We start from the raw sequence: 21,930 nt of genomic DNA, 5'->3' as shown, positions 1-21,930 counted from the left end.
TTTGCACGGAAGAAGCTTAGCGATACGGAATAACGATTTATGCCGAATAGAAATGTGTCGATTGCTGGTTAGCAAACCTGACACGCAGGCTATCAATTTTTTAAACACATTTCACGCTTTTTTTACTTATGAGCGAAACTTTGACGAAAGACCGCTCGTGCATTAACGTATCTGGCGGCGATCGTCGGCATTCAAGTTGTCCCACCAGCAAAAAAATCGGGAATCGAGATCTATGCGCGAAACGATCCTGCGTTTCGAATCGAGCGTCAACGAAGCGATAGTGGGCCAGCAAGCCGTGGTTCGGCAGATACTCATTGCACTGCTGGCAGACGGTCACGTGCTGCTCGAAAGTCTGCCCGGACTCGCGAAGACCCGTACCGTCAAAGCCATTGCCACGCGCCTCGCGGCCACCATGAGCCGCATTCAGTTCACCCCCGACCTGTTGCCGTCCGACATCACCGGCGCTGAAACATTGCTGCAAAGCGGCACGGAGCGCACGCTCAGTTTTCAGCCGGGTCCGATCTTCGGTAATCTGATTCTCGCCGATGAAATTAATCGTGCGCCCGCCAAAGTTCAGTCCGCGTTATTGGAAGCAATGGAAGAGCGGCAGATTTCCGTGGCTGGTAAAACGCATAAGATGTCAGATCTGTTTCTTGTCATGGCAACGCAAAATCCGATCGAACAGGAAGGCACTTATCCACTGCCTGAAGCGCAAATGGACCGGTTTCTTCTTAAGGTGTTAATTAGTTATCCGTCGCCACAAAGCGAGGTCGATATGTTGCGGCTGCTGCGCCGCGAAAGCGGCGAGGCGGACAACATGCCCAATGTGCTCGCACAGGAGGTCATCTTCGCTGTGCGTGACGAAATCAGGCGCATTACGGTTGCTCCGGCGGTGGACGACTACATTGTGTCGCTCGTCAATGCCACCCGGCATGGTAGGGAACTCGACGCCGAGCTCGGCAAATGGATCGAAATCGGCGCGAGCCCGCGCGGTTCGATCGGCCTTGACCGCGCGAGTCGCGTGCAGGCCTGGTTGCAGGACCGCACATTCGTCACGCCCGACGACGTGCGCGCGGTCGTTCATCCGGTACTGCGGCATCGGCTGATACTGTCTTATGACGCCAATGCCGAAAATATTAGTGCCGACGCCGTGGTCGACCGGCTGATCGAAAAGGTTGCCGTGCCGGCCTGAAGCACGGCGCAGAGCGCACGGCGTATAGCATATGGCGTATGGCGCAATAAGCATCGACGCATCGACGCGGGGGATCGCCGTGGTCTTGATGTCCGAATCCGCAAGCTCCGCACCGTCAGCCGATGGCCGCGTGTATGTCGACGCAGCGCATCTCGCGAAGCTCGAGTTTCATGCCCGCGGGCTGAGCTTTATCGCGCCGGCGCCGGTATCGAGTGTGCTGTCGGGCAGTCACGCGTCGCGCTTGCGTGGGCGTGGGCTCAATTTCGAGGAGATTCGCGCCTACCTGCCCGGCGACGATGTCCGTCACATCGACTGGAAGGTCTCGCTGCGCCTCGGCAAGCCGCAGATTCGCGCCTATACCGAAGAGCGTGACCGGCCGCTGCTGGTGGTGGTCGACCAGCGCATGAGTATGTTTTTTGGCTCGCGCCGCGCGTTCAAATCGGTGGTGGCCGCTGAAGTGGCCGCGCTTGCCGTGTGGATGGGCTTCACGGCCGGCGACCGGGTTGGCGGCGTGCTGTTCGACGACAGCCGCATCGTGCGGGTGAGGCCGCTGCGCAGCCGCAGCCGGATCAAGGTCCTGTTCGGCGCGCTCGCCGCGATGAACCGCGCGCTGCATGCCGACAGCGAAGCGCGCACCGACTACGCGCAACTGAACGCGGCGCTCGAAGGCGTGCTTCAGCTAGCCGGTCACGATTACCTGATCTGCATCGTCAGCGATTTTGCCGGCGCGGACGAACGCACGCAGCGGCTGTTGCGGCAGTTGTCGGCGCACAACGACGTCGTCGCGGCAATGGTCTTCGATCCCTTGTGGCAGCAGATGCCCGAACACCGCGCGCTGGTGGTCAGCGAAGGACATCTGCAGGTGGAACTGCGGATCGAGCAGGAGCGCGTCCGTGCACCGTTGTCGAGCCTGTTCAGCGGCCGCACCGCCGAGGTGGCGGAATTGCTGCGCTCGAGCGGCGTACCGCTGATGGCGCTCTCGACAGCGGAGCCGACAGTCGAGCAGGTGCGGCGGTTGTTCGGCCAGCGCGCGCGACCGGCCACGGGGAGCGGTCTATGAGCGATGCGTCGCTCGTCCCGCCGGATTCTTCGGGACAACTCAAGGCGTTGCAGGAGTTGCCGTTGCCGGAAACGGTGTCGTACGCGCCGCATACGATCGGCTGGGTGTTCGTTGCCGTTTTGCTGCTAGTGGCGCTCGGCGTGGTGTTCTGGCTTGCCCGCCGCCGCCGCGCCAGGGAGCGCTACAGACGGGCCGCGCTCGCTGAGCTGGCGAGCATTGAAGCCAGCCTTGCGTCCGCCCACGCGGACCGTGAACAGCGTGCGGACGCGCTCGCCGCCATACCGCGCCTGATCAAGCGCACCGCGCTCGTGGCCGCGCCGCGCGAGCAGGTTGCGGCGTTGACCGGCGGTGAATGGATCGCGTTTTTGCAACGCACACGCGGCCGCTTCGACGCCAGAAGCGGCGCGCTCCTCGCACTCGCGAGCTATGCGCCGCCCGAAGCGGTTGCCGCAATTTCCGACGGCGACGCGGCAGCGCTCATCGGCCACACCCGCGACTGGATCGAGCGTCATCATGTGGAAATTTGATTTTCCGTGGATGTTCGCGCTGCTGCCGCTGCCGCTTTTCGTGTGGTGGCTGGTGCCGGCCTATCGGACAAGAGCCTCTGCGGTGCGCGTGCCGTTCTTTCATGAAATGGCGGAGGCTGCCGGCGAAAAGCCGGCACCCGGTGGCGTGCGCTTGCGCCGCAACTGGCTGCAACGTCTGCTAATGCCATTGCTGTGGGTGCTGCTCGTGATCGCAGCCGCCAAACCGGTCTATGTCGAAGCGCCGATCGTGCGCGAAGAACCCGCGCGCGATCTGATGCTCGCCATCGACCTGTCGGGTTCGATGGCAACGCGCGATTTCGTCGATGCCGCCGGCGTCCGGATGGACCGCTTGAGCGCGGTCAAAGGTGTGGTGGCCGATTTCATCGCGAAGCGCAAGGGCGACCGCCTCGGCCTCGTGGTATTCGGCGACGCCGCCTATCCGCAGGCGCCGCTCACGCTCGATCACGCCGCCGTGCAGGTTCTGCTCGACCAGATGCAGATCGGCATGGCAGGGCCGCGTACCGCCATTGGCGACGCGATCGGCCTGACGGTGAAGCTGATGGCGAATTCACCGGCGCCGGAGAAGGTGCTGATCCTGCTGACCGACGGCAACGACACCAGCAGCGCCATTCCGCCCGAGCGCGCCGCCGAAATCGCCAAAGACCACAAACTGGTGATCCACACCATCGGCATTGGCGATCCGAACACGACCGGCGAGGACAAGGTCGATCTCGATGCGCTCGCCCGCATGTCGAGCATTACCGGCGGCCGGGCGTTTCGCGCGCTTGGACGGCAACAGGACCTCGCCGACGTCTACGCCACGCTCGACAAACTCACGCCCGAGAAAGTGAAGCGCGAAATCTACCGGCCGCAGCGCGATTTCTACTGGGTGCCGGCCGGGCTGGCGGTGGCGATTTTCGCGCTCTACCACGTGCTGGCGCTGCTGATCGCGGTGCTGCGCGCGCCACGTCGCGAGCCAGCTCCGGAACGTGTGGCCATTGCGGAGGCCCGTCGTGGAAATTGATCTGACGGCTTTTCATTTTCTGCGGCCGGGATGGTTGCTGCTGTTGATTCCCGCCGTGCTGTTGCCGCTCGTCTGGTTTCGTCGCAACAGCGTGCGCGCGCGCTGGCGCAACGTCATCGATCCGGTGTTGCTGGAACACCTGATCGTCGGCGACACGAAACGCCGCGTGATTCAGCCGGTTCACACGCTGGCTCTGCTGCTCGGCATCGGCGCGCTCGCCGCGGCGGGGCCGACCTGGCAGCAGGAGCGCCCGCCATTCAATCAGGACAAGGCGCCGCTCGTCGTCGTCCTTGAACTGGCGCATTCGATGGACGCGACCGACGTCGCGCCCACCCGGCTCGAACGTGCCAAACAGAAGGTGCTCGATCTCGCGAGGGCGCGCAAAGGCGCACGCACCGGGCTGGTGGTGTTCGCCTCGACGGGCCACCTCGTCGTGCCGCCCACCGAGGACCCGGCCATGCTCGAACTTTATGTGCCGGCGCTGTCGCCCGCGCTGATGCCGCGTGACGGCAAGAACGCCACCGCCGGACTCGATGCCGCCGAGCGGCTTCTGGCGAACGATCCCGCCGCGGGCACGATTGTTTTCATGAGCGACGGCTTCGATACGAATCAGACCGACGCCTTCGTGCAAAAGGCCAAAGCACTGCGGCATCAACTGCTGTGGCTCGCGGTCGGCACGGCAAATGGCGGGCCGATACGCGGCCCCGACGGCATGATCGCGATGGACCCCGAAGGCCACCCGCTGATGGGCACCTTCGATACCGACGCGATCCGCAAGGTGGCGAATGACGCCGACATTCCGCTCGCCAGCATGCGCGTGGATGACGACGACGTGGTGTGGGTCCAGCATCGTGCGCAGGCATACCTCGCGCAAGAGGAAGCGTCGAAGATCGTGCCGCGCTGGAAAGAGACGGGCTACTGGCTCGTCGTTCCATTGCTGCTGCTCGCGTTGTGGAGTTTCCGGCGCGGCTGGACCGTCAAGTGGCTACCTGTGGTGCTGATTTCGCTCGCCTTCAGTGCCATGCCCCGTCATGCACAGGCTGCCGAATGGCGCTGGATCGATCTGTTCGCCACGCACGATCAGCAAGGCCGCTGGAATTTCGAGCACGGCGATTACAGGGTAGCCGCGCAACGCTTCGACGATCCGATGTGGAAAGGGCGCGCGCAATATCTCGCGGGCGACTATGCCGGCGCCCTCGAAAGTTTTTCGCGTCTGAAGACGGCGCAGGCGTATTTCTACATGGGCAATACGCTCGCGCATCTGGATGATTACGCCGCCGCCATCAAAGCCTACGACAACGCGCTCAAACTTCAGCCTGCGCTGCGCGAGGCGGCGGCCAATCGCGCGTTCTTGCAGCGCTTGCTCGCAAAAGACCAGCAGGATGAAATGGACCCGGAGGAGGAGGCACCGGATCAGGTCGAGACCGACAAAAAGAACGGGCGGGGCACGTCGACCGTGATCCAGGGGGCGCCGCGTCCGAGCGAAGAGGTCTGGATGCGCAACCTGAATACCTCGCCCGCGGTTTTTCTGCAGCAGCGCTTTGAAGCGGAGTCTGAGGCCAAGGGAGCGGGCGCGCCATGACAGCGACTTTCCTGCGGTTTCTGCTCGTCATTGCATGGCTTGGCGCAGCTTGCTCACCGCTACCGGCCTTTGCCGACCCTGCGCCGCGGACCATGGTTCGCGCTCATCTCGAACCGGCCGGCCCGGTCGTTGCGGGCAGCGAGGTCAAGCTCGTCGTCGATCTGCTGACGACCACCTGGTTTACCGAGGCGCCGAACTGGCCGCTCTTCACCGTCGCCGATGCGATCGTGAGTTTGCCGGACGAGCAGGCCGACAACCTTTCCGAGGACATCGACGGCGTGCGCTGGTTCGGCGTGAGCCGCGCCTATCGCATTGCGCCTCAGGCCGGCAAGACCTACGACATCCCGCCGTTTGCGATCACCGTCTACCCAGGTGGCACGAACGCCCCGGTGCAAGTGATGACGCCCGCGCTCAAACTCGTGGCGACCGTGCCGCCGGGCGCGCAGGACATGGCCGTATTCTTTCCGACCGCGAAGCTCACGGCGACGCAAAAAATCGAACCGTCGAAGCAGCAGCTTCGCGTGGGCGATTCGATCACGCGCACCATCACGCAAAGCGCGGCCGGCACCGAGTCGATGCTGATTCCGCCGGCCAATCTCGGCGAAGTCGACGGATTGAAGCGCTACGCCAAACCGTCCACGACCCGCAACATCGTGCAGGACCGGGTGGGACTGGTCGCGGGCGAGCGAACCGACAGCGTGACCTACATCGCCGATCACAACGGCCGGTTCAAGCTGCCGCCTGTGACGATTGAATGGTGGAACACGAAGACGCAAAAGAAAGAGACGATCGCGTTGCCGGGGGTGACGTTTTCCGCGTCCACCGCGCGCGAGAAACCCCTCTTCGAAATCCCCGCCGATGTGATGAGCCAGGGCATTCCCCACCGAATCATTGTGATTCACAGTGGGCAGTTGATCGCCGGCTGTGCGATCGTGCTGGGCCTGCTGGTGGTGGCGTGGGCACGGGGGCGCATCGTCATGTTCTTGCGCCGCGCAAAACATCGGGCGAGCGACGCGCGCAAGCGGTGGCTCGCAAGCGACACGGTAGCGTGGCGCACGCTATGCGCGGTTGCGCGCAAGGGCGAATGGCGGCGGACCATTCCGGCTTTGTATCGCTGGATGGATCGGAGCGGGGAGTTCGGACATCCGGCGCGGCTGGCCAACCTCCCGCGCAAGGAGGAGCCGAAAGTAGCGGAGCTGGCCGATGCGGTAACCGCACAGTTTGCCGAACGCGCCACGCGCGAATTTCGCTGGGCGGATACGGAAACCGCGCTGTTACGCGTTTGGAAAAGGCAACAGGTGCAGCGGCAGGAAAGGGCGCCGCTTCCGCCGCTCAATGAGTATTAGGAAATAGAGATCCTCTCGAGTGATTGCGCCGACGAAACGCGCATGAGGCGCGTTGGGAATACGCCAAACGCCGGGTGGAAGAGGTCGACAGAGTCGGCGCATGAGGCTCGGCGCAGTCACTAACAGCAAGGCAACTGGGGTCATACCCGGATGGCCGAAGCGGATAAAAAGTGAAACTTTTCTTCCTGGCCTGTCGATCTTGATGCTATTGCTTCGTCGTCCCAATGGCGGCATGCGGCTTGCCTGCACATATAGCCATCACTGAAAGGAGATTTGCCATGACGATTCAAAAGATCACGCCTTTTCTTTGGTACGCCACGGAAGCTGAAGAGGTCGCAGCGTTCTATACGGCTATCTTTCCCGACTCACGCATCACGCGGGTCACGGCGGTGCCGAGCGCCGGTGCCACGAAGGTTGTCGATTTCGTTCTGTTTGGGCAGCCCTTCATCGCCATGAGTTCTGGGGGGGGCGATCCGTTCAACCATGCGATATCCCTGCTGGTCAATTGTGACGATCAGGCAGAAGTCGACCGCTATTGGAACGCCCTGCTCGAGGGCGGCGGTTCAACGGATGCGTGCGGCTGGCTGAAAGACCGCTTCGGCGTCTCGTGGCAGATCTGTCCGTCCGAGCTACTGCGGATGATGGCTGACCCTGATCCAGTGAAGGCCACGCGCGTGGCCGAAGCCATGATGAAAATGGTGAAGCTGGACCTCGCCACGCTCAGATCGGCCTATGCGGGGACGACGACCGGTTAACCAAGGCCACAGCGTTCGAGGCGCTTCGAGGACGGATATTGAAGAACGGCTGCGCGTGCGCCAGCGTTCAGATATTGCCGTGCAATATCGAAGGCACATCCGCCGCAGCCCGCAACTCGGCCAGCAGTGCTTCGCCTGACCATGCAGGGCGCGCGTCGGCGCGTTCCGCTTGCCGCACGAGTTCGCAGAGCCGCGCGTTGACCGGTGCCGTTTGCCCAAGGCGTTGGGCGAGGCGCACGACCTCGCCGTTGATCCAGTCGATTTCCGTGGCGCGCCCTGCCGCCAGGTCGTCGGACATCGACGAGCGCGCGAGCGGATCGATCGTCAGCATCGTGCGGCCCAGCCGTTCGAATACTGCATCGGGTACGGCGAGAACATGCGGTATCCAGTTTGACGGAAGCGGCGTCACCTTGGCCGGCCGTATGCCGGCCCGTTTCAGCAGCGCCAGCGCTTCTTTCTGCGCCATAGCGAGGCAGCGCCGGTAGGCGCGTTGCGAGAGCTCCTCCTTCAAAGGACGGTTCGCTAACGCGTTGATCGCATTGTTGAGGTTGAGCAACAGCTTCGCCCACTGCACCGGCAACATATCGACGTGCTGGATCAGCGGCAGACCCGCTTGCCTGAACGCGTCGACGAACGGCTGCATGGCCGGCGTATGTCTGATTTCCAGTTCGCCCGCTGAACCTTGATGAAACGCGCCAGGGCCGCGTTCGACGACATTGAAGGGCACCATCCCCTCCAGCACCGTGTGCTGTGGCAGCGCGGCACGCAAGACGTCCGCGTTGCCCACGCCGTTCTGGAAGCTCACGACAATCGTGCCGGGGCGAAGCACGCTGGCCAATTCCGCGGCGGCCGTGGGCGTCGCGGCAGACTTGACGGTGACCAGCACGAGGTCGGCGGTGGCGGCGCTGGCCGCGTCCGTCGACACGTCGGTCCGCTCCGGCGGCACATACCAGCGACTATCGTCGTGCCGCGACAGCGTGATGCCTTGACTGCGCAACTGCTCGGCCATGCGTGCACGCCCGATGAAACTGACGTCGCTACCTCCGGCAAGAAGCCGTCCGCCAACATAGCAGCCAATCGAGCCGGCGCCGTAGATAAAGATTTTTCCCATATCGGTTCTCACGTGACTTACCCACCCATCCGCGATGCCTTGAATCGGCAAACGCGGTTCATGACGCTTACGCCGTTTGCTCAGCATCTATCATCGTGCGTAGTGCGTAGTGCGTAGTGCGTAGTGCGTAGCGCATGGTGCGAACGGACCGCGCTAGTCCGCATATCCGGGGTTACGGCGATCCAGCCGACGCAGCAACCCGGGCCACGCCAGCGCACCGAGCGTGACGCCCCTCGTCACCAGCCCGATCTGCTCCTTGATGCCGTTGAGAATCGGCTGCGGGATGGGCCTGAGCTTTCCGCCACCTGCCTGGGCACGCACCTGAATCATGCAGGCCGCTTCGAAGAAGTACATGGCGACGAAGGCGTCCGCCGGCGTCGCGCCGACCGTCAGCAAGCCGTGGTTGCGCAGCATCAGATAAGTGTTGCCGCCGAGGTCCTGAACGAGACGAGGCTTCTCGGCTTCATTGAGCGCGATGCCCTCGTAGTCGTGGTAGCCGAGCGACGCCAGCACACCAAGCGACTGCTGGGAGAGCGGCAGCAAGCCCGCCTCCTGCGCCGACACGGCAACACCGTTGACCGAGTGAGTGTGCATCACGCAATGCGCATCTTCGCGTGCCGCATGCACGGCGCTATGGATCGTGAAGCCGGCCGGATTGACGTCATACGGCGATTCGGCCACCTTGCGGCCGTCGAGACCGATCTTGACCAGCGAAGACGCGGTGATTTCGTCGAACATCATGCCGTACGGGTTGATCAGGAAATGGTGGTCGGGGCCGGGCACACGTGCCGAGATGTGGGTAAACACCAGATCGTCCCACCCAAACAGCGCCGTGAGACGGTACGCGGCCGCGAGATTGACTCGCGCCTCCCATTCGGCGGGTGACACGTCGTTCTTCAGACTGACAGTAGATGAGGCCATGTCGACACTCCTTATTCGATGATTCAAGCAATGGAACAACCTGGTGGAACAACGCCCGGCGAAATCGCCCATTCCGTCCCTGCGACGCCGCAGGTGCATCAAGGGTCAAAGTCATTGCGTCGTCCGATGCGAGTCCACATGATGTGCGCGAAGCCGCCTAAAATCTGTCAGATACACGACAGGTCGACGCGCCAATGGAATCCAGCCTGCACCGCTACCGGTCGCAACTCGAAACGACGCCATGGTTTCGGGGTCTGCCTGTCGAGTTGCGGGACTACCTCGTCAGTCGTGCCACCCTGCTCACACTGGAGAAGGGCCAAATCCTGTATCGGCGCGGCGACCAGTCTTATGGACTGTACGCCGTGCTGGGCGGCGCGCTCGCTATCGGCACAGTCGGGATGGACGGGAAAGAGGCATTGCTCGCGGTGCTCGGACCGACTGCATGGGTGGGGGAAATCTCGATGTTCGACGGGCTGCCGCGTCCGAACGACGCCACTGCCGTCAGCAGGACGCTTTTGCTGCACGTGCCCGAATCCGCGTTGCAGAGCCTGCTCGATTCCACGCCCCGTTATTGGCGCGATTTTGCGTTGTTGATGGCGCAAAGACTGCGGGTTTCGTTCGAGAACGCCGAAGCGATGACCCTGTTGCCCGCGGCACAGCGCGTGGCGAATCGTTTGCTGATGATCGCCGGCGGGTATGGCGGTCTGAACGCGTCACAGAGCAGGATAAGGGTCTCGCAAGACAGCCTGGCTTCAATGGTGTCGCTGTCGCGGCAGACCACGAATCAGTTGCTCAGGAACCTTGAAAGCCAACGCATAGTGAGCCTGAAATCCGGGGAAATCGCCATTCTGGATTTCGACCGATTGCGCGCGGCCAGTCTTGGCGATCCAGATCCGTGACCGTGACTATGACTGCCACGCCCCTTCGTCACGAGGTGCTAGCCACACCCCGACGTGAGGTCAACGACGGAGAGAAGCCGTAGACCGCTTCGGGATTGCCGACAAGAATCTTTTCCAGCGTGTTTTCATGGCCGGCACAGCGGATGAGCCAGTCCAGCAGCAGTGCATCGACGGGACGCGGCTGGGCGTTAGGATGCGGCCAGTTGCTTCCCCATAGGCAACGCTCCGGGTAACGCGCGGCGAGCGTGCGCGCGAGCAGCGCGACGTCGTCGTAGTCCGGTGCGCCAACGCGAGACGTTTCATACGGTGCGGAAAGCTTGACCCAGGTTTGTCCGCGATCGAGCAGGCGGCACAACGAGCGGAACGCTTCGCTGTCCGGATGCACCGGCTCGATGAACTTGCCAGTGTGATCGATGACCAGCTTGCAGGGCAAGTCCTTCAGCTCGGACTCGTGGCTCGGCAGGTCGCGTCCATCGAGCTGGAGATCGATGTGCCAGCCGAGCGCGGCGATGCGGGCAGCGTCGGCCTCGAGGTTGCTCCATGAGGAGAGACCCCCGGCGAGCATCATGTAGCGCAGACCGCGAATGCCCGCCTCGTGCAGACGGGCAATTTCATTGTCGTCGTGCTGTGCCTGTGGCGGGAGCATTGCAATGCCGCGTGCCGCGTCGCCGAACCTTGCCAATGCCGACAAGGTGCAGCTATTGTCGAAACCATAGCCGGTGGGTTGCACCACGACGGCGCGCGTCAAGCCCAACTCCTTTTGCATCCGCTGGTACGCGCTCACGGGTGCGGGAGGCGGGACAAACGTGGCGTGAGGCGCGAGGGGATAGCCCTCTGCATAGATATGTATGTGGCAATCGCATGCGCCCGGGTACATCGTAGCCAAAGTCGAATCCATGAGATGTGGGTTGCTGTCTGCTACGAATGACGGGGCGCTTGCGATTCCACCATCGCCTGTGCTTGCTTCTCCCCATGCGCGAATCTGCCCAATCGGCTCGCGTGCGGAGCATTCACAGCGCCTTCCGGTGTTTCTCCGCGGAGGATCTCCGCGACCTGCGAGACTGTCTGGAGCGCCTGGTGTTCGATCGCCTCCGGCGTGAGGCCGCCGATATGCGGAGTCGCAATCACCTTGGGATGCCGTGCGAGTATCAGGGAGGGCATCTGGTCCGCTTCGCTGCCGACGTCGAGTGCACAGCCGGCCAGATGGCCGGAATCCAGCGCGGATAGCAGCGCAGCCTCATCGACCAGTTCGCCGCGTGAGGCATTGATGAAGTACGCCCCGCGTTTCATCGAGGCAAACGCCTGGGCGTTCATCAGGCTGGCGGTTTCGGCCGTGGCGGGCGCGAGGCAAACAACGAAGTCGGATATAGCCAGCAGCGTGGGCAGCGGCACCTGTTGCAAGTTGGGCTGTTCTACCTCGGTGTACGGATCCGTGACGATCACACGCATGCCCAATGCACACGCTGCGTCGCATAGATAGCGCGATATCTGGCCATAGCCGATGACACCCAGGGTCGCGCCGCGCAGCTGACGTCCCATGACGGGCTCGGGGGGCGTGCCGCGATGGTAGGCCGTCGCGTAGGTATTGATGCCGCGCGCCATGGCGAGTATCACGCCGATCACCCATTCCGATACCGACGGCACGAAGCCGGCGCTCGCCTGTGTGATCAGCACGCCGTGTTCGCTTGCGCCGCCGACATCGATGGTCCGGATATCGACCGCGCACCGCACGAGCGCCGCCAGTTCCGGCAGCGCGGCGAACAGGCTGCGCGGTGCCGGCGTCTGGCGATAGGCGATGATGATGTCGCAGCCACGTGCCGCGCTGGCCAGTTCATCGGTGCTGAGTTCCCGGCGCTCGGTGTTCAGTTTCACCTCGGCGAGCGCGCGTAACCCAGCGAGCGCCTTGTCGCCGAAGTAACGCTCCAGCATGTTGCTAGGATGACTAACAAAAACCGTATTCATTTCCTGGTATTCCGCTTTTTGGCGTGGATAGACGGAATCTGTGCCGGAGGTGCCGCCACGGATTCGCGTTCGATGAGCAACGTAGTGTTGAAAACCAGATTCTCGGCGTCCGCGTCCGGCGGGCCCCGGCGAGTCATGGCCCGCTCGACCATCGCGCGAGCCATCTCGGTCACCGGCAGTTGTACGGTCGTCAATCTGGGATTGGAAAGCGCGGACAGAAACAGGCCATCGAGGCCGACGACGGAGACGTCCGAGGGCACGCTTAGACCTGTTTCACGCAGGCCGGACATCAAACCCAGCGCCATCAGATCGTTGACCGCCACGATTCCGGTGGGCCGGCAGGCATTCTTGACGATTTGCAGCGCAAGCTCGTGTCCCACTTCACCGATGACGGAATCGCCATATTCGTTCGACGGGCCGCCTTCAATCACACGCGCCTGGTCGCGCAAGCCGGCCTCGCTCGCCGCTGCGTAGAAGCCATCGATCTTATCGCTGCGACTCACGGTCATACCCGCGACCGTCGCGAACGCGAGCTGCGTATGGCCATGAGCAATCAGGTGACGGGTGGCGATCCGTGCCGCCTCGAAGTTATCCGGCGCGACGTGGTTGACTTGAGATTGCTCGCCGGGCGTGGCGCGCCGATCGTAGCTGACGACCACCATGCCACGCTGCACGGCCTGCGTAAGGTGGCTCTCGTCAGCCAGCGAAGAGATCACGATGACGCGCCGTACCCCATGGGCGAGGAGGTCCTCAAAAAAAGACGCTTCTTTCTCCTTGTCCCGATAGGTGTTGCCAATCAACACGCGGTGTCCGTACTTCTCCTGCGCGAAGGTCTCGATCTCGCGGGCAATGTAGCCGTACATCGGGTTGGCGATGGACGGCACCAGCAGGCCAATCAACGGTGTCTGGCCGGTTTTCAACTGACGCGCGAGGCTGCTTGGCCGGTATTTCAGCGCTTCTATCGCCTCCTCCACGCGTGCGAGCGTCTCCTGGCGCATCCTTTCCGTGCGGCCGTTGAGTACATTCGACACGGTGCTCACCGAGACGGCGGCATGTTTAGCGACGTCTTGTATCGTGCTCACGAGATCCTCGGTAAAGTGACTTACATCCCAAAGCGGGATGGTAGCCAGAGAGAGAAGCCGGGCACAAGCACCAGCAGGACGAGGACGATAGCAAGTACCGCGAGGTATTTGAGCATGGGCCGCGCGACGCGTTCGACCTTGGTGCCCGTGATGGCGCACGTGGCGAACAGGCCCAGCCCCACAGGCGGTGCAAACAGGCCGAGTCCCATTGCCACCACGGCCACCGTTCCGAAGTGTAGCGGGTTGATTCCGAGCTGTTGGGCGATCGGCGTCAGCAGCGGCCCGAAGATGATCAACGCCGGCGCGCCTTCCAGTATCGCGCCAAATACGATCATGATGAGCACGGACAGCAGCATGAACCCTGTCGCGCCGTAGTGACTGCCGAAAGAGACCATCACGCCGGACACGAGCGCCGGAATCTGCTCGATGGTGAGGGCGAATGAGACGCTCGACGCCGCGGCGACGATGAACAGAATGCTGCCGGCCATCGACGCGGCGCGCACAAACAGCCGCGCGACCACCCGGGGCGTCAGTTCGCGGAATGCAAGCCATCCCGCCACCAGCGCATAGACCACGGCGAACGCCGATACCTCGGTCGAAGTCGCCACCCCAGACGTGACGCCTTTGCCGATCATGCCGATCATGATGAATGCAACGAGGGCGCCGCCGAGCAGGGGCACCAGCGGGCGGCGCACACTGAAGGCCTTGCTGGGGTCGATGCGCCGGCCAAAAATCACGGCCATGATACCGAGCGACACAGCCAGCACCGCGGCCGGTACGATCCCGGCGAGAAACAGGCCGGCAATCGAAATGTTGGCGACAAATCCCATGATGATCATGTTCACGCAGGGCGGGATGGTTTCCGCCATGACCGCGCTGCTGGCAAGGATCGCGGCTATCTCATCCGGATCCTCCCCGCTCTGACGTACGGCAGGCATGACGACCCCGCCTACAGCGGCGATATCGGCCAGCTTGGAGCCGGACACGCCAGAAAAGAAAGCGGTTGCCGTAATGGATATCAAGCCGAGGCCACCGCGTACGCGTCCGAAGATGCGCAGCAGCAGCTCGACCAGACGGGACGACATGCCGTTGGATTCCATCAGCAGGCCGGCCAGCACGAAGAACGGCACCGCGAGCAGAACAAAGTGATTGGCGCCGGCCATCACCTGCTGCGAGTACACGAGCATGGGCAGGCTCGGTTCCGCGAGAAAAAACAACAGGGCGGAGAAGGCGAGGACGAAACAGATCGGTATGCCAAGGAACAGGCCGCCGAAAAATCCCGCGGCGAGCAACAGCCCGGGCTCGATCGGATGTGCGGGGACGAACGTGCTCCATGCGATCAGCGCGAGCGCAATCACCGCGCATCCGGCGAGGCTCCCCAGCACGATGCGCCGCGTGCCGTTGATGGCATTCGCCACGGCGAAGAGCGTCATGAACAGACTTCCGATCACGAGCGGGTAGACGTTGATCCAGCCGGGCAAACCGCTCGCGGTCGTCTGTCCATATGAATCGACGAGCAACAGGCAGGACGAAAAAAACAGGCTCGCCGACACACCGGCGATGATCCAGTGCCCGGCGTGAATCATCGCGGGTTGCCAGCGCCTCGGCAAAAGACCGCGGAACAACTCGATGCCGACATGCTGGCTACGGGCCAGTACTGTCGCAGCGCCGAAGAAGACCAGCACGATCATCAGGGCAGAGGCGATTTCCTCGGCCCAATCCACCGGATCGTGCAGGAAGTAGCGGTAGATGACCGACACGAATACCACGGCCACATCGGCGGCAAGCACGGCTGCCGAGAGATATTCGGTCCATCGCACCAGGCGTTCGAGGCCCGATCCCCACGGTGTTCCACGATCGAAGGCCAACGCTGTGGCGGCGGCGTGGGCGTGCTCGTTCGGCGTGTGAGGGGTGGGGAGCGCGCTCATCGATTAGCCCCTTGCCGCGGCGATTTCTGCAAAGAGCGGTGCCGTCGCCGGATATTGTTTTGCGAAGCTCTGATAGAGCGTGCTCTGCAATTGATGGCGCACGGCATCGCGCTCGGCCGGCGCCATCGGGTAGAAAGTCATGCCGTGCTGCTTGAGCACCTGCTCGGCCTGCGAGGCTTTTTCGTCGGCGATGGGGCGCTGTTTCAAACTGGCTTCCTGGACGGCCTTGAGAAATCCCGGACGCAACTCCGCGGGGATCTTGTCCATGGATCGCTTCCCAATCGCGACAGTGAGCGGACTGAAGTTGTGCTGGGTTTTCCAGCATGACTTCACGACCTCGTAAAACTTGCCTGACAGCACCGTCGCGGAGTCGTGTTCCAGCCCATCGACCACGCCGGTTTGCGCGGCCATATAGAGCTCACCAAACGGGATCGGCGTGGGGACCGCACCCATGGCCTTGAAGGTTTCGATGAACGCGGGCGTCGGCAATACCCGGAGTTTGGTGCCCTTGAATTGCGCCAGCGACTCAACGGGCTTTTTGGTGAAGACGTTGCGCGCGCCGAACTGGGACGTCCACGTGAGAATCTGGCAACCCGACCGGTCTTGCAGGAACTTGCCCAATGCGGCGCCCACGTGACCATCGAGAACCTTCTCGGCATGCGCGAAGCTGTCGAACAGATAGCCCATATCCAGCATGCCGATTTCCGGCGCGAGCGTGGCCCATATCGAGGCGCCCGTCACCATCATGTCGATTGAGCCGATCTTGACCTGCTGCGCGACGTCGCTTTCATTGCCAAGCTGGTTATTGGGAAAGAAGTCGATCCGGATGGCGTCGCCTACGTTCGTCTTCAGACTCGCGGCGAAATTCTGATACCAGACGTAGTGCGAGGCGTTCTGGTCCGCCACCATCGTGGATGAAAAACGCAGGGCAATCGGCGCCGAAGCACGCGCCAGGGTGGGCAGGGAACCGGCCGCTGCGGCGACCGAGGCGGCGGAGGTGATCTGTAAGAATTTTCGCCGGGAAATCGAAGCCATGGTGTCTCCTGAAGTCCGTGTTCGGACAATTTGGTGTATCGATATAGTAAATCGATACACCAACAGGCGTATCCTAGGGTTTTTACGTACCTTGACGGTTTGAGATCGGAGAACTATGTGAGCCTGGTGCCGGCGCATTGCAGGGCGCGGCAGATGGAATTTCGGCCGCGATACGGCCGGGCCGGTCAGCCAGAGATCTTGTGACAGCGCCTCACCGCCTCAACGCGGTGAGCCAGGTGGAAGAGGCACTTGCAGTAGCGGATCTACGAGTTCCGAAACTCAACAAGTCGGGTCCCAGCCTATGCGAATCTGCTCTGCGTGCGCAAAGGCATTCCGATAGATCGGGTACCCAGTCGTCGGGTTCTTTTCTCTTAGTCCCGGTATATAAATTTGAATCGCGTCCGGCGATGGAATCCAGATGGAGAGATCGTCTGGAACGTTGTCTTCGAAGACCTGATACGTTCGAGGTCCGATATATGCCAGCAGAGGACCGACCAGAAGTGCCCGCACCACGATGTCTACCTTGCCCTCCCATCGTTTGGCGATCGCCAGATTCCGGCGTGCGGGTGATAAAAGATGCGATTCGGACCGTTCCGCTCGATTTTTAATGGTGTTGAAGACGTCGGCATCAATCCACCATGCGCCTCCGACAATCTGGTCCCGCGTCTGCCGTTGTCCTTTCACCATAGAGTGAGCGAACCGATAGTAATACTGCGCCGGTTGCAGGACTATCTGATCTTTTACGATCATTCCGGACTATGGTCGGTGTGCGTATTTGGCGTTTAACGCATTAGCATTCATCGCGCGTTCTCCCGGACATTGCTGTTCTACCGAGTACAACCGTATCGTACGCCACGGCACGCTTCACTCTTCAACGACGATCGTTCTGCCGTCGAAAGTCCGCTTCCTGCCGCGTATGCATCCGCTCAGGTGCGCACGCCGTCACTTGCTGCCGTCTTCAATCTCTCGCGAAATGCCGAGACGCCGCATCTTGTCATAGAGCGTCTTGCGCGGCAGACCCGGATCGGCGCACGCGGCAGTGATGCGGCCGCCCGTGCAGTAGTGGTTCGGAGAAGCGCCCGTCGTCGCTCTGACGATGGGCGCTTCTCCTTCTGGCGATGCCAGTCTGGATGGCGCCGAAGAGTGCCTGACACACTCCACTGCGGTCCACGCGCTCAGGCTATTTGACAAGGTCGTCCAGCCGCTCGTCTTTAATACCGGCAGGCTCGAGGTGGGCCGTGGCATCGGTCGAAGGGAACAATCGCTGCACCGCTTTTTCGGCGTTATCGCTGATTGCATGACCTTCTTCGACGGTGAGGGCCCCGTCGACTTCCACATGAAACTCGACAAAAATCCTGTCCCCGCTGTCGCGCGTACGGATATCGTGAATGCCTTGCACGCCGTCACAGGCCAGTACCGCGGCTTCAATGCGTGCACGATCTGCCTCATCCAACTCGCGGTCAAGCAGTTGAAACAACGCGTGGACCGCCATGCCGCGCGCGTTCCACAGCATGTAGACGGAGATTGCCAGGGCGCCGATCGCATCGGCCCGGGACCAGCCAAGAAACTGTTCAAGCAAAAGCGCAATCAGCACTGCGATGTTGACCGCCACATCCGTCACGTAGTGGGCACGATCTGCGGCGATGGCCGTAGAACCCGTGCGCCTGACCACGAGGGTTTGCATAGCGACGAGCCCGGCGGCGGCCAGTGAGCTTCCCACGATCACCCAGATGCCGAACCCCGTCTGATTCAGCGCTTGGGGAATGAACAGACGCTGCACCGACTCGACGGCGAGCCCGACCGCCGCACCCGCGAGAAGCAATGCCTGAACGAACGCGGCGACTGCCTCGGCCTTGCCATGCCCGTAGCGATGGCCGCGATCGGCAGGCATGGCTGCATAACGGACCCCGGCGAAGGTCACGGTCGACGCGACGACGTCCACCAGACCATCGGCAGCGGACGTCAGCAAGGAAATCGAGCCGGTGGTAACCCATGCCCAGACTTTGACAACGACCAGCGCAAGGGCGACCACGAGTGCAACGATCGCGGCCATGCGCCGCAGCGCTCCGTTGGACATACTTCCAGACATCGATTCGACCTCGATACGTTAATTGGCTTGTGCCGCGGATTATAGGGCTGGCGGTGCAGGAGGCCCATGCATGGATCAGCGCCGGGCTTTTGCGCGAACCGCCTTCGAATTCGCAGGACTGGCACAATCGGGAGGATATTCGATCCACTCCGGAATCCCCATGCCAGACGCTGTTACGTCTTCGCCGCTTTCGCGTTCTTCACCACGTATCGGCCCCCTGTTTGCGCTGTTTCCCTTCCTGCGCCCTTATGCCGGCCGTTGGGCGCTCGCCTTCCTCGCGCTGGTGACCTCGGCGGGCGCCACCCTGGTGTTGCCGGTGGCGTTCAAATACCTGATCGATCGAGGCTTCGCCGGGGGCGACCGGGCGCACATCGATCGTTATTTCATCGCGCTATTCGTCGTTTCGCTGGTCCTGGCCGGCGCCACGGCGTTGCGCTTCTATCTCGTGTCGTGGCTGGGCGAGCGCGTCACGGCCGACTTGCGGCGCGCGGTCTACGATCACGTGCTGGGGATGAGCCCGCAGTTCTTCGAAACCACGCAGACCGGCGAAGTGCTGTCACGGCTCACCGCCGACACCACCTTGATCCAGACGGTGGTGGGCACCAGCCTGTCGCTGGGATTGCGCAACTTCTTCCTGTTGACGGGTGGTGTGGCGATGCTGGCGGTGACGAGCCCGGTGCTGTCCGGCTACATCATCGCAACGCTGGTCGTGGTGGTCGCGCCTATCGTGATCTTCGGCCGGCGCGTGCGGCGGCTCTCGCGCGCGAGCCAGGACAAGATCGCGAATACGAGCGCGCTGGCGGGCGAGGTACTCAATGCCATGCCGACCGTCCAGTCGTATACGCAGGAGCCATTCGAGGCGCGGCGTTTTGGCGGCGCGGTGGAGGCGGCCTTCGAGACCGCGCTCACGCGCATTCGCGCGCGCGCCTGGTTGACCGCCGTGGTGATCGTGCTGGTGTTCAGCGCCATTGTGTTCGTGCTGTGGCTCGGGGCGCAGGCGGTGCTGGCCGGGCGCATGACTGCAGGGCAGTTGTCCCAGTTCATTCTCTACGCGGTGTTCACGGCTGGCGCCGTGGGAGCGGTCGCCGAGGTGTGGGGCGATCTGCAGCGCGCTGCCGGCGCCACCGAACGTTTGCTGCAATTGCTGGCGGCGCGCTCGCCGGTGGTGGAGGCTGAGACCACGATCGCGCTGCCTGTGCGAGGCGAGGGCATCCGCTTCGACAACGTCAGCTTCTCGTATCCATCGCGCCCTGGCATTGCCGCGCTGTCCGCACTCTCGCTCGAGGTCCGTCCGGGCGAACATGTCGCATTGGTCGGCCCATCCGGCGCGGGCAAGACGACGCTGTTCCAGTTGCTGCTGCGCTTTTACGATCCGCAATCCGGCCGCATTCTGATCAACGGCGTCCCGACGCGTGCCGTGCCGCTTGTCGAGTTGCGCAAGGAAATCGGCGTGGTGCTGCAGGAATCGGTGATCTTTTCAGGGAGCGTGCTGGACAACATCCGCTATGGCGCGCCGGAAGCCACACTGGCGCAAGTACAACGCGCTGCCGACATGGCCGCCGCGGCCGGCTTTATCGAAGAACTGCCGCAAGGCTATGACACCTTTCTCGGAGAGCGCGGCGTGCGCCTGTCCGGCGGACAGCGCCAGCGCATTGCGATCGCTCGCGCGATCCTGAAGAATCCGCCCATCCTGCTGCTCGACGAGGCCACTAGTGCGCTCGACGCCGCCAGCGAACGGCTGGTGCAGAAGGCGCTGGATAACGCCGCGCAGAATCGCACCACGCTGGTCATCGCACACCGCCTCGCGACCGTCCAGCAGGCCGACCGCATTATCGTGCTGGAACAGGGACGCATTGTCGCGCAGGGCCGTCACGCGGAGCTCCTTTTGAGTTCGCCGCTCTATGCCCAGCTTGCTGCGTTGCAGTTCGGCGAGCAGTCGGGGCCGACGGTGCAACGCGGGGCCGTGAGTGATCCGGCCGTGAGCGACCCGATCGGGTCGGCGTGAAGGGCGCAAAACTGGCCGCACGGGCGGCCAGGTCGAACGACCCTTTCGCGAGTCATGCGGCGCTCCCGTCGACGAGAAGAACAGGCCATGCCGTGGCAGGGGAGCTGCGCCTGGAATATGGCGTAAGCTGACCGCTTGACCGGTAGGTGACGTCGGCGGCAAATCCACGAACCGGGTTCGGTCAGCTCGCGTTCGTCTCTTTCACCAGGAGGAAAGCGATGCGGACGATGAAGGCAATGCAAGTGGCGCGGGCGGGCGGCCCCTTGGAGCTCGTCGAACGGGACGTGCCGGAACCGGGTGCGGGGCAGGTGCTGATCAAGATCCAGGCGTGCGGCGTCTGTCACAGTGACGTGTTGACGAAAGAAGGGCAGTGGCCGGGCCTGCAATATCCCCGGGTGCCCGGGCACGAGATCGCGGGCGTCATCGATACAGTCGGTGCGGGCATCGAAGGATGGCAGGCGAGGCAGCGCGTCGGCGTCGGCTGGCACGGCGGACATTGCGGACGGTGCGAGCATTGCCGTCAAGGCGATTTTGTTCTGTGTGAGCGCGCCCTCGTGCCGGGTATCAGCTACGACGGCGGTTACGCCGAATTTATGCTGGCCCCGGTCGAAGCGCTGGCGCGCATTCCAGACGATCTTTCCGATGTCGATGCCGCTCCGCTTCTATGCGCGGGCATCACGACATTCAACGCGCTGCGCAACAGCGGCGCGCGGGCTGGCGATGTGGTCGCGATTCTGGGCATTGGCGGGCTCGGTCATCTCGGCGTGCAGTTCGCGAGAAAGATGGGATTCGTCACGGTAGCCATCGCGCGCGGCGAGGACAAGGCCCGTCTTGCGAAACAACTTGGCGCCCATCACTACATCGACAGCACTGCGGGGAACATCGCAGAAGCGTTGCAGGCGCTGGGCGGCGCGCGCGTCATTCTCGCCACCGTCACGAGTGGCAAAGCGATGAGCGCGGTAGTGGGCGGCCTCGGGGCGAACGGCAAGCTGATCATGGTCGGGCTCTCCGATGAGCCCGTCGAAGTGCCTATCGCGCAGTTCATCATGGGGCGCAATTCGGTGCAAGGCTGGCCGTCGGGTACGTCGGCGGATTCTCAGGACACGCTCGCTTTCAGCGCGCTATCGGGAATCAAACCGATGATCGAAGAATTCCCACTGACGAAGGCAGCCGAGGCCTACGACCGTATGATGAGCGGCGCCGCCCGGTTCAGGGTTGTGCTCAACACGGGGCAATAAGCGCGCGATTGGCGATCGGGCCGGCGAGTGCACGCGTCGACGCCCGACGATTGCGCAATGCGTTGAATGTTGCGTTCGAGTTGGTCGGTTGTAACGCGTCCCAGGTTCGCCGCGCATACGCGTACGCCGTCGCGCTTGCTGATCAACGAGGGCGGCAGGCCGCCGACCAGCGGA

The 21,930-nt window shown here is 62.8% G+C and carries 20 protein-coding genes; 10 read left to right on the top strand and 10 right to left on the bottom strand.

Translation table 11 applies throughout. The features are described from left to right. The first annotated feature begins 232 nt into the window (after positions 1-232). The 7 genes from P0D84_RS33425 to P0D84_RS33395 all read left to right on the top strand — a co-directional run bounded on the left by P0D84_RS33425 (position 233) and on the right by P0D84_RS33395 (position 7,486). Positions 233-1,192, top strand: a complete 960-nt coding sequence (locus tag P0D84_RS33425; protein ID WP_408343775.1) for an AAA family ATPase — start codon at positions 233-235, stop codon at positions 1,190-1,192. 88 nt (positions 1,193-1,280) lie between these two features. Then, complete coding sequence (locus tag P0D84_RS33420; protein WP_408343773.1) at positions 1,281-2,252, top strand: DUF58 domain-containing protein; 972 nt, start codon at positions 1,281-1,283, stop codon at positions 2,250-2,252. Further along, on the top strand, positions 2,249-2,779 hold the full coding sequence (locus P0D84_RS33415; protein ID WP_408343771.1) for a DUF4381 domain-containing protein: 531 nt from the start codon (positions 2,249-2,251) through the stop codon (positions 2,777-2,779). The genes P0D84_RS33420 and P0D84_RS33415 overlap by 4 nt, the downstream gene beginning before the upstream one ends. Further along, a complete protein-coding gene (locus tag P0D84_RS33410; RefSeq protein ID WP_408343769.1) occupies positions 2,766-3,803 on the top strand; it encodes a vWA domain-containing protein in 1,038 nt (345 codons plus the stop codon). The genes P0D84_RS33415 and P0D84_RS33410 overlap by 14 nt, the downstream gene beginning before the upstream one ends. Then, positions 3,793-5,385 carry a vWA domain-containing protein gene (locus P0D84_RS33405; protein ID WP_408343767.1) on the top strand — a complete coding sequence of 531 codons (1,593 nt, stop codon included), beginning with the start codon at positions 3,793-3,795 and terminating at the stop codon, positions 5,383-5,385. Before P0D84_RS33410 ends, P0D84_RS33405 begins: the two co-directional genes overlap by 11 nt. Then, positions 5,382-6,731 carry a BatD family protein gene (locus tag P0D84_RS33400; protein ID WP_408343765.1) on the top strand — a complete coding sequence of 450 codons (1,350 nt, stop codon included), beginning with the start codon at positions 5,382-5,384 and terminating at the stop codon, positions 6,729-6,731. Before P0D84_RS33405 ends, P0D84_RS33400 begins: the two co-directional genes overlap by 4 nt. 278 nt (positions 6,732-7,009) lie before the next feature. Further along, positions 7,010-7,486, top strand: a complete 477-nt coding sequence (locus tag P0D84_RS33395; RefSeq protein ID WP_408343763.1) for a VOC family protein — start codon at positions 7,010-7,012, stop codon at positions 7,484-7,486. Positions 7,487-7,553: 67 nt separating this feature from the next. On the opposite strand, the gene P0D84_RS33390 is transcribed toward P0D84_RS33395, so the two are convergent. Together P0D84_RS33390 and P0D84_RS33385 are read right to left on the bottom strand one after the other, a co-directional pair. Further along, the gene (locus P0D84_RS33390) at positions 7,554-8,597 is read right to left on the bottom strand and encodes a 2-dehydropantoate 2-reductase (RefSeq protein ID WP_408343761.1); all 1,044 of its coding nucleotides are present in this window, start codon (positions 8,595-8,597) and stop codon (positions 7,554-7,556) included. Positions 8,598-8,750: 153 nt separating this feature from the next. Beyond that, the gene (locus P0D84_RS33385) at positions 8,751-9,518 is read right to left on the bottom strand and encodes a class II aldolase/adducin family protein (RefSeq protein ID WP_408343759.1); all 768 of its coding nucleotides are present in this window, start codon (positions 9,516-9,518) and stop codon (positions 8,751-8,753) included. Between the two features lie 194 nt (positions 9,519-9,712). Here P0D84_RS33385 and P0D84_RS33380 point away from each other — a divergent pair, with 194 nt between their 5' ends. Then, a complete protein-coding gene (locus P0D84_RS33380) occupies positions 9,713-10,417 on the top strand; it encodes a Crp/Fnr family transcriptional regulator (RefSeq protein WP_408343757.1) in 705 nt (234 codons plus the stop codon). Between the two features lie 28 nt (positions 10,418-10,445). On the opposite strand, the gene P0D84_RS33375 is transcribed toward P0D84_RS33380, so the two are convergent. From P0D84_RS33375 to P0D84_RS33340, 8 genes are all read right to left on the bottom strand, one after another. Beyond that, the gene (locus P0D84_RS33375; protein WP_408343755.1) at positions 10,446-11,315 is read right to left on the bottom strand and encodes an amidohydrolase family protein; all 870 of its coding nucleotides are present in this window, start codon (positions 11,313-11,315) and stop codon (positions 10,446-10,448) included. Between the two features lie 20 nt (positions 11,316-11,335). Then, the gene (locus tag P0D84_RS33370) at positions 11,336-12,379 is read right to left on the bottom strand and encodes a hydroxyacid dehydrogenase (RefSeq protein ID WP_408343753.1); all 1,044 of its coding nucleotides are present in this window, start codon (positions 12,377-12,379) and stop codon (positions 11,336-11,338) included. Beyond that, positions 12,376-13,461: a LacI family DNA-binding transcriptional regulator gene (locus P0D84_RS33365; protein ID WP_408343751.1), complete on the bottom strand. Its 1,086-nt coding sequence runs from the start codon at positions 13,459-13,461 to the stop codon at positions 12,376-12,378. Before P0D84_RS33365 ends, P0D84_RS33370 begins: the two co-directional genes overlap by 4 nt. Positions 13,462-13,481: 20 nt before the next feature. Then, positions 13,482-15,389, bottom strand: coding sequence for a TRAP transporter large permease subunit (locus P0D84_RS33360; RefSeq protein WP_408343749.1), 1,908 nt, complete (start codon positions 15,387-15,389; stop codon positions 13,482-13,484). 3 nt (positions 15,390-15,392) lie between these two features. Continuing rightward, positions 15,393-16,424, bottom strand: coding sequence for a TRAP transporter substrate-binding protein (locus tag P0D84_RS33355; protein ID WP_408346232.1), 1,032 nt, complete (start codon positions 16,422-16,424; stop codon positions 15,393-15,395). Between the two features lie 279 nt (positions 16,425-16,703). After that, positions 16,704-17,174, bottom strand: a complete 471-nt coding sequence (locus P0D84_RS33350; protein ID WP_408343747.1) for a hypothetical protein — start codon at positions 17,172-17,174, stop codon at positions 16,704-16,706. 192 nt (positions 17,175-17,366) lie between these two features. Further along, a complete protein-coding gene (locus tag P0D84_RS33345) occupies positions 17,367-17,615 on the bottom strand; it encodes a hypothetical protein (protein WP_408343745.1) in 249 nt (82 codons plus the stop codon). Further along, the gene (locus P0D84_RS33340; protein WP_408343743.1) at positions 17,605-18,477 is read right to left on the bottom strand and encodes a cation diffusion facilitator family transporter; all 873 of its coding nucleotides are present in this window, start codon (positions 18,475-18,477) and stop codon (positions 17,605-17,607) included. The genes P0D84_RS33345 and P0D84_RS33340 overlap by 11 nt, the downstream gene beginning before the upstream one ends. A gap of 196 nt (positions 18,478-18,673) precedes the next feature. On the opposite strand from P0D84_RS33340, the gene P0D84_RS33335 reads away from it, so the two are divergent. Then, positions 18,674-20,518, top strand: coding sequence for an ABC transporter transmembrane domain-containing protein (locus tag P0D84_RS33335; protein ID WP_408343741.1), 1,845 nt, complete (start codon positions 18,674-18,676; stop codon positions 20,516-20,518). Between the two features lie 218 nt (positions 20,519-20,736). Beyond that, the gene (locus P0D84_RS33330; protein ID WP_408343739.1) at positions 20,737-21,756 is read left to right on the top strand and encodes an alcohol dehydrogenase; all 1,020 of its coding nucleotides are present in this window, start codon (positions 20,737-20,739) and stop codon (positions 21,754-21,756) included. Positions 21,757-21,930 lie beyond the last annotated feature (174 nt).

This window comes from Paraburkholderia sp. RL17-337-BIB-A (genome assembly GCF_046025895.1).
Classification (GTDB): domain Bacteria; phylum Pseudomonadota; class Gammaproteobacteria; order Burkholderiales; family Burkholderiaceae; genus Paraburkholderia; species Paraburkholderia fungorum_C.
The sequence above is the reverse complement of the archived record's forward strand: the minus strand, read 5'-3'. Positions and strand labels throughout refer to the sequence as shown.

Excerpts from the sequence above, each read along its gene's own strand:
- P0D84_RS33390 (WP_408343761.1), bottom strand. The coding sequence starts at position 8,597 with ATGGGAAAAATCTTTATCTACGGCGCCGGCTCGATTGGCTGCTATGTT.
- P0D84_RS33385 (WP_408343759.1), bottom strand. The coding sequence starts at position 9,518 with ATGGCCTCATCTACTGTCAGTCTGAAGAACGACGTGTCACCCGCCGAA.
- P0D84_RS33340 (WP_408343743.1), bottom strand. The coding sequence starts at position 18,477 with ATGGCCGCGATCGTTGCACTCGTGGTCGCCCTTGCGCTGGTCGTTGTC.
- P0D84_RS33380 (WP_408343757.1), top strand. The coding sequence starts at position 9,713 with ATGGAATCCAGCCTGCACCGCTACCGGTCGCAACTCGAAACGACGCCA.
- P0D84_RS33330 (WP_408343739.1), top strand. The coding sequence starts at position 20,737 with ATGCGGACGATGAAGGCAATGCAAGTGGCGCGGGCGGGCGGCCCCTTG.
- P0D84_RS33350 (WP_408343747.1), bottom strand. The coding sequence starts at position 17,174 with ATGATCGTAAAAGATCAGATAGTCCTGCAACCGGCGCAGTATTACTAT.
- P0D84_RS33410 (WP_408343769.1), top strand. The coding sequence starts at position 2,766 with ATGTGGAAATTTGATTTTCCGTGGATGTTCGCGCTGCTGCCGCTGCCG.
- P0D84_RS33415 (WP_408343771.1), top strand. The coding sequence starts at position 2,249 with ATGAGCGATGCGTCGCTCGTCCCGCCGGATTCTTCGGGACAACTCAAG.
- P0D84_RS33400 (WP_408343765.1), top strand. The coding sequence starts at position 5,382 with ATGACAGCGACTTTCCTGCGGTTTCTGCTCGTCATTGCATGGCTTGGC.
- P0D84_RS33335 (WP_408343741.1), top strand. The coding sequence starts at position 18,674 with ATGCCAGACGCTGTTACGTCTTCGCCGCTTTCGCGTTCTTCACCACGT.
- P0D84_RS33370 (WP_408343753.1), bottom strand. The coding sequence starts at position 12,379 with ATGAATACGGTTTTTGTTAGTCATCCTAGCAACATGCTGGAGCGTTAC.
- P0D84_RS33420 (WP_408343773.1), top strand. The coding sequence starts at position 1,281 with ATGTCCGAATCCGCAAGCTCCGCACCGTCAGCCGATGGCCGCGTGTAT.
- P0D84_RS33395 (WP_408343763.1), top strand. The coding sequence starts at position 7,010 with ATGACGATTCAAAAGATCACGCCTTTTCTTTGGTACGCCACGGAAGCT.
- P0D84_RS33360 (WP_408343749.1), bottom strand. The coding sequence starts at position 15,389 with ATGAGCGCGCTCCCCACCCCTCACACGCCGAACGAGCACGCCCACGCC.
- P0D84_RS33355 (WP_408346232.1), bottom strand. The coding sequence starts at position 16,424 with ATGGCTTCGATTTCCCGGCGAAAATTCTTACAGATCACCTCCGCCGCC.
- P0D84_RS33375 (WP_408343755.1), bottom strand. The coding sequence starts at position 11,315 with ATGGATTCGACTTTGGCTACGATGTACCCGGGCGCATGCGATTGCCAC.
- P0D84_RS33425 (WP_408343775.1), top strand. The coding sequence starts at position 233 with ATGCGCGAAACGATCCTGCGTTTCGAATCGAGCGTCAACGAAGCGATA.